Origin of the sequence: Agriterribacter sp., assembly GCF_035444585.1 — a bacterium.
In the GTDB taxonomy this organism is placed as follows: domain Bacteria; phylum Bacteroidota; class Bacteroidia; order Chitinophagales; family Chitinophagaceae; genus Agriterribacter.
This window is the reverse complement of the sequence record NZ_DAOMOZ010000248.1, coordinates 1-6286: the sequence shown is the minus strand read 5'-3', so window position 1 is coordinate 6286 and position 6286 is coordinate 1. Positions and strand designations below refer to the sequence as shown.

Genomic DNA, 6286 nt, shown 5'->3' with positions numbered 1-6286 from the left:
GTGAAATTCCAGTCTAATACCTTGTTCCATTTTTTTCTCCACGTAAAATTTTCAGCAATTTCGGCCCAGAAACTTTCAGGATCTTCAACACTTTTTTTGTACGCAGTCCTGTATGCGTCCATACTTTTTAGCTGATAGGGATAAGACATATAGCGATGCAATTTTAGTTCATATTCAGAAGAGCTAAATTAATCACATTCGGTTGAATAAAAATGAGACTGTAAAATTTTCTCCCTGCAAGCCGCGTTACCGCCATAAACAAAACTTCATTTCTGCAACAAATACTTTTCTATTGCAGCATCCAAAACCGTTTGCTGTAGCGGCTTTAAAGGTATGTTGCATTTTTATTTCCTGCATGCGCAACAGCAATGATATCCGGTTCACTTTATTTTTTCCTTTTGCTTGCATTGGCATGTTTAGTATATTCATTCCCTAATTTGCTTGCGTATAATGTCAACATCACCCAAAGGTATCTGGAAGATCATCGGCGCTTCTTCGGTAGGCACACTTATTGAATGGTACGATTTTTATATTTTCGGAAGTCTCGCCACGGTAATTGCCACTCAGTTTTTTCCCCAAACCAATCCAACCGCTGCCTTGTTATCAACGCTGGCAACTTTTGCGGCGGGCTTTATTGTAAGACCTTTTGGCGCACTGGTATTTGGGCGTTTGGGCGACCTCGTGGGGCGCAAGTACACGTTTTTGCTTACGCTTATTATTATGGGAGGCTCTACATTTGCCATCGGGCTTGTTCCGTCTTACGAAAGCATCGGGTTTGCAGCTCCTGTTATTGTTTTATTGCTGCGGCTGCTGCAGGGCCTTGCCCTGGGCGGCGAATATGGCGGAGCGGCTACTTACGTTGCCGAACATGCGCCACCCAATAAAAGAGGCTATTATACTTCGTGGATACAAACCACTGCTACCCTCGGGTTATTTGTTTCCCTGGGCGTGATATTGCTCGTAAGACACGGGTTAGACAGCGATGTAAATGTTTCTATTCAAAAATTTAACGACTGGGGCTGGCGCATACCCTTTTTGGTTTCTATAGTGCTGGTGGGCATTTCCGTTTATATCCGCTTAAAAATGAAGGAGTCGCCTTTGTTCGCCAGGATCAAGTCGGAAGGAAAAATATCCGCTAACCCGCTGAAAGAAAGTTTTGGCCATAAAACCAATCTTAAAATGGTTTTGCTGGCCCTGTTTGGCGCCACTATGGGGCAGGGCGTGGTATGGTACACCGGTCAGTTCTATGCACAAAGCTTTATTGAAACGGTTTGTAAAATAGATTTTGAGCAGTCGCGCACCATGCTCATCTGGGCTATCCTTTTTGCCACGCCTTTTTTTGTGGTATTCGGCTCCTGGAGCGACAGGGTGGGCAGAAAATGGATCATGCTGGCAGGCATGTTCCTGGCTATCGTGTTTTACCGGCCTATTTATCAGCAATTCCTCGATCTTTCCGATACAACCGTTTATCAAACACAAACACCGGCAAGCATAGGCGAACCCGTTGTTCATACCGATAAGATAAACGGGCAAACGATCATCACCACCAGCATAGTAAAAACTTTTAATAACGGCTTCGCTTACACGGAAAAAAGCCGCGATACGCTTTTTGCAGGCGCTTCCCAACCCGTGGCGGATGCTGCACCTGTATATACCGAGAAGAAGTTGCCAACGCCGGTTTACTGGCAATTTGTATTCCTGATCTTTGTGCAGGTCATTTTTGTTACCATGGTGTATGGGCCTATAGCCGCGTTCCTGGTGGAAATGTTCCCCACACGCATCCGCTATACGTCTATGTCATTGCCTTACCATATAGGCAATGGCGTGTTTGGAGGGTTAACACCTTTTATTGCTTTGCTGTTAACTACCATTAATACCGGCGACAAACTGGTAGGATTAATGTATCCTGTTATTGTTTCTTTTGTATGTCTTGTTATCGGGGCTGTTTATATCAGTAACAAAACAGATCCCGATGTAAGCGATTAAATAATAAAACTATTGTAATGAATCAATTGCGAAAATGGCTGGGGCTTATATGGATGCTGATGGGCCCGTTGTCGATGTTCTATCTTATTAAAACAGCTTTGCACCAGGTTGCCGTTCACCCCGTAACAGACACCAAAATACAATGGGCGGTATTTGTTGTGATATTTATACCGATAGCCATCGGCTTGTGCATATTTGGCTGGTATGCGTGGAAAGGCGAGTATAAAAGGCAAATGTAAAACGGAGTCCTTATTTTTGTTGCATGTCAATCCGGGTGAATAATCTTCATAAAGTTTATGGTGAGCAGAAAGCGCTGAACAATATATCATTTTCTGTAAACAAGGGCGAGATCGTTGGTTTTTTAGGCCCCAACGGTGCAGGCAAATCTACTACCATGAAAATTTTAACCGGCTACCTGAAGCAAACCGCCGGCGAAGCAATGGTTTGCGGACTGGATGTTGCCGCTCATCCCCTGGAAACAAAAAAGAAAATCGGTTACCTGCCCGAATCCAATCCTTTATATTATGACATGTATGTAAAAGAATACCTGGGGTTCATTGCAGGGGTGCATAAGCTCAGTAATAAAACCACTGCTTTAAAAGATGTTATTGAAATGGCAGGACTGGGCCCGGAGCAGAAGAAAAAGATCGGGCAGCTTTCAAAAGGATACAAGCAAAGGGTGGGACTGGCTGCCGCATTGATATACGACCCCGAAGTGCTTATTTTAGATGAACCCACCACAGGGCTGGACCCCAACCAGATCATCGAGATCAGGGAGGTAATAAAACAGCAGGGCAAAAATAAAACCGTTCTTTTTTCTTCCCATATACTACAGGAGGTTGAGGCCATATGCAACCGGGTAATTATTATCAATAAAGGAGAACTTGTGGCAGATGATACGGTAACAAACCTGCAGGCAGCCGGTGAGAACAGGCATCGCATCGTGGTTGAGTTTGCCACAGAAGTGAATATGGAATTGTTTACACGGATCCTTGAACCTGCGCAGGTGCAACAAACAAGCAGCACACGCTATCAACTGTTTGCAAAGGATCCCGGGCTGCTGCGCAGGCAATTGCAGGAACTTGCGCTGCAGCACGACCTGGATATTATTTCCATGCAAAGCGAAAGCCAGAGCCTCGAATCGGTATTTAAAGAATTAACGGGCAAAAGCGAATAATATCTGCGCAGTTATTTTTGCAGCAAAGATGAAAACCGTTTCTTTGCAAAAAAACAACCACACGTAAATCATTTTCTATGAGCTTCATATCAGATATTCATGCCAGACAAATTTTAGACAGCCGCGGAAATCCTACGGTAGAAGTAGATGTAATTACTGAAAATGGTTTGGTAGGCAGGGCTGCTGTTCCTTCGGGCGCCTCCACCGGCAGGCACGAAGCGGTAGAGCTGAGAGATGGTGATAAAAGCGTATACCAGGGTAAAGGTGTTTTAAAAGCAGTAAAAAATGTAAATGATGTTATAGCCGACCAGTTGATCGGCATTGATGTAACCAAACAGGCGCACATAGATAATCTTTTAATTAAAATTGACGGCACAGAAAATAAAGAGCGCCTGGGCGCCAATGCTACCCTGGCGGTTTCAATGGCCATTTCCAAAGCAGCAGCGCAGGAATGCAACCTGCCCCTGTACCGCTACCTGGGCGGAGTTAACGCTACTGTACTGCCGATGCCTTTAATGAATATTTTGAATGGCGGCGTGCATGCCGATAACAAGATAGATTTCCAGGAATTCATGATCATTCCTGTGGGAGCGGCTTCATTCAGCGAAGGATTGCGCTGGGGCGTGGAAGTGTTTCATCAGCTTAAATCGGTATTGAAGAAAAAAGGATACAGCACCAATGTGGGAGATGAAGGCGGTTTCGCACCCGATATCCAAAGCAACGATGAAGCCATTGAAACCGTGCTGCAGGCCATTGATGCAGCCGGTTATAAAGCAGGTGAGCAAATATCCATCGCTATGGATGCAGCCAGTACGGAAATGTTTGATGAAGGAAGCAAATCGTATAAATTTTACAAGAGCAGCGGTAAAACGATCAGCAGCGATGAAATGGTGGCTTACTGGAGCAACTGGGTAAAAAAATATCCTATTGTATCTATTGAAGACGGCATGGCGGAAGATGACTGGGACGGCTGGAAAAACCTCACGGATGAGATCGGCAAAAAATGCCAGTTGGTGGGTGACGACCTGTTTGTAACCAATGTTAAACGCCTGCAGGATGGCATTAACAAAGACATAGCCAACAGCATACTGATCAAGGTAAACCAGATAGGCACGGTTACCGAAACCATCAATGCCGTTCAACTGGCACAGGCAAGCGGCTATACTACCATTATGAGCCACCGCAGCGGGGAAACGGAAGACACTACCATTGCCGACCTGGCCGTTGCTTTAAATTGCGGGCAAATAAAAACAGGCAGCGCCTCCAGGACCGATCGCCTGGCCAAATACAATCAACTGATCCGTATTGAGGAAGCTTTGGGTGATAACGCGGTTTATCCGGATGGAAAGATTATTTTTGGAAAGGGATAGGGATGGTGAGAGGTGAATGGTGAGAAGTGAGACGCAGTTCCGATCGCTGATGGCTAATAGCCCCGAAGGCAAGCATACCGTTATGAAGAATTTTAAAAATATACCTGCCTGGCTAAAAAACAAATACAGCCTCAGCATGCTGGTATTTGTGGTGTGGCTTGTTTTTTTCGACCATAATGATCTGTTTGTGCAGATGGAAAGAACAAGCGAATTGAAGCAGCTTGAAAAAGGGAAAAGCTATTATACAGACCAGATACGGGAAATGAAAAAGGAGCTTTCGGAGCTTGACAATGATCCCGCTTCACTGGAAAAAGCAGCGAGGGAAAGATATATGATGAAAAAAGACAGCGAGGACATATTTATCATCGAAGAAAAATAATTTTACTAAATTTTTGTGCTTTTCACAATATTTGCTTTCCTGCCTCGTTTTAACAAAAGCAACTTTATCCCCGCCCCATTGACAAACATCTGGAAACACCACTGATCCGTATTGTCCCGAATATCCTAAAAACCGTATAATTGAGATTATTGTGACTTCTAAAATGAATGGCGCATGGATATTTTTACACCTGAAAACATGATACGATTCCTCTACAAAGAAACCTCAGCCGAAGAAACTGCTGCTATACAGCTTGCTTTGGATACGAACTGGATGTTGCGTGAGAAGTTTGAGATTCTTAAAAATGCAATTGAGGGTCTTAATACAATTCACCATTCCCCACGGCCATCTGTCATACAGTCGTTACTGAATTATGGCGGTGTAAACAAAGAGGTAGAACATCATTGACTTATTTTCAGTTAGTTAGCTTATTTTTGAGTGATCAGGAAAATTTCCAATGACACAAAAAGAAAGGTACAGCTATGTGCTGAAATGGTTCAGTGAACATGCACCCGATGCGGAAACCGAATTAATATATGATAACCCTTACCAGCTTTTGGTATCGGTTATTTTGTCGGCCCAATGTACCGATAAAAGGGTAAACCTCACTACCCCGGCTATTTTTGAAAAATATCCTTCTCCCGAAGTGCTTTCACAAGCGAGCTTTGATGAGCTTTTCCCTTATATAAAAAGCATTTCTTATCCCAACAACAAAACAAGGCATCTTATCGGCATGGCCAATATGCTGGTTGAGGAGTATAATGGTAAAGTTCCACTAACGGTTGAGGCACTTATGCAGTTGCCCGGCGTTGGCAGGAAAACGGCAAATGTTATTACTTCCGTTATAGATCGGCAGCCCAATATGGCAGTTGATACCCACGTTTTTCGCGTTGCTGCCAGGATCGGATTGACCCGCAATGCCAAAACACCTCTGGCAGCGGAAAAGCAGCTCATTAAAAACATTCCAACCGGGTTGATCCATAAAGCACATCACTGGCTCATATTACACGGCCGGTATATTTGCATTGCCCGTAAGCCCAAATGTGAACAATGCGGCTTACGCCCGGTTTGTAAATATTATCAGCAAATGCAACGAAGCGCGCAGATGGTGAAGCCGGAATCCGGAAATCCGGAGGGAATACAAGCATCAAGAACCAAATTACAAGAACCAAATAAAATACAAATTTTAAATCCGAAGCCGGGAGTACGAAATCCGAAGAAATACAACATTAAAATAAAAACTAAAAATTAAAAGAGAGAAAAATGAACAGTGGAAACAGGGGTGAGTTGTGAGTGGTGAGTTGTGAGTGGTGACGCACCTGATAGCTGACACCTGATACCTGATAGCCAACAATTCAACTAAATTATCACTCT

8 protein-coding genes are annotated in these 6286 nt (G+C 43.9%); 7 read left to right on the top strand and 1 reads right to left on the bottom strand.

Annotated features, from left to right (window positions below; all coding sequences use genetic code 11):
- Nucleotides 1–122 (bottom strand): acetyl-coenzyme A synthetase N-terminal domain-containing protein (locus tag PLH26_RS19035; RefSeq protein ID WP_324587608.1); only part of this gene is annotated, 122 nt, incomplete at its 3' end.
- Between the two features lie 328 nt (nucleotides 123–450).
- On the opposite strand from PLH26_RS19035, the gene PLH26_RS19030 reads away from it, so the two are divergent.
- From PLH26_RS19030 to nth, 7 genes are all read left to right on the top strand, one after another.
- Nucleotides 451–1986: an MFS transporter gene (locus PLH26_RS19030; protein WP_324587607.1), complete on the top strand. Its 1536-nt coding sequence runs from the start codon at nucleotides 451–453 to the stop codon at nucleotides 1984–1986.
- 17 nt (nucleotides 1987–2003) lie between these two features.
- On the top strand, nucleotides 2004–2225 hold the full coding sequence (locus PLH26_RS19025; RefSeq protein WP_324587606.1) for a DUF6814 family protein: 222 nt from the start codon (nucleotides 2004–2006) through the stop codon (nucleotides 2223–2225).
- Nucleotides 2226–2248: 23 nt separating this feature from the next.
- Nucleotides 2249–3163 (top strand): gliding motility-associated ABC transporter ATP-binding subunit GldA, encoded by a 915-nt coding sequence (gene gldA / locus PLH26_RS19020; protein WP_324587605.1) that lies wholly within the window; start codon nucleotides 2249–2251, stop codon nucleotides 3161–3163.
- Nucleotides 3164–3240: 77 nt separating this feature from the next.
- Nucleotides 3241–4533, top strand: coding sequence for a phosphopyruvate hydratase (eno, locus tag PLH26_RS19015; RefSeq protein ID WP_324587604.1), 1293 nt, complete (start codon nucleotides 3241–3243; stop codon nucleotides 4531–4533).
- Nucleotides 4534–4615: 82 nt separating this feature from the next.
- On the top strand, nucleotides 4616–4912 hold the full coding sequence (locus tag PLH26_RS19010; RefSeq protein ID WP_324587603.1) for an FtsB family cell division protein: 297 nt from the start codon (nucleotides 4616–4618) through the stop codon (nucleotides 4910–4912).
- Between the two features lie 174 nt (nucleotides 4913–5086).
- A complete protein-coding gene (locus PLH26_RS19005) occupies nucleotides 5087–5320 on the top strand; it encodes a hypothetical protein (RefSeq protein ID WP_324587602.1) in 234 nt (77 codons plus the stop codon).
- Nucleotides 5321–5369: 49 nt separating this feature from the next.
- Complete coding sequence (gene nth, locus PLH26_RS19000; protein WP_324587601.1) at nucleotides 5370–6164, top strand: endonuclease III; 795 nt, start codon at nucleotides 5370–5372, stop codon at nucleotides 6162–6164.
- Nucleotides 6165–6286 lie beyond the last annotated feature (122 nt).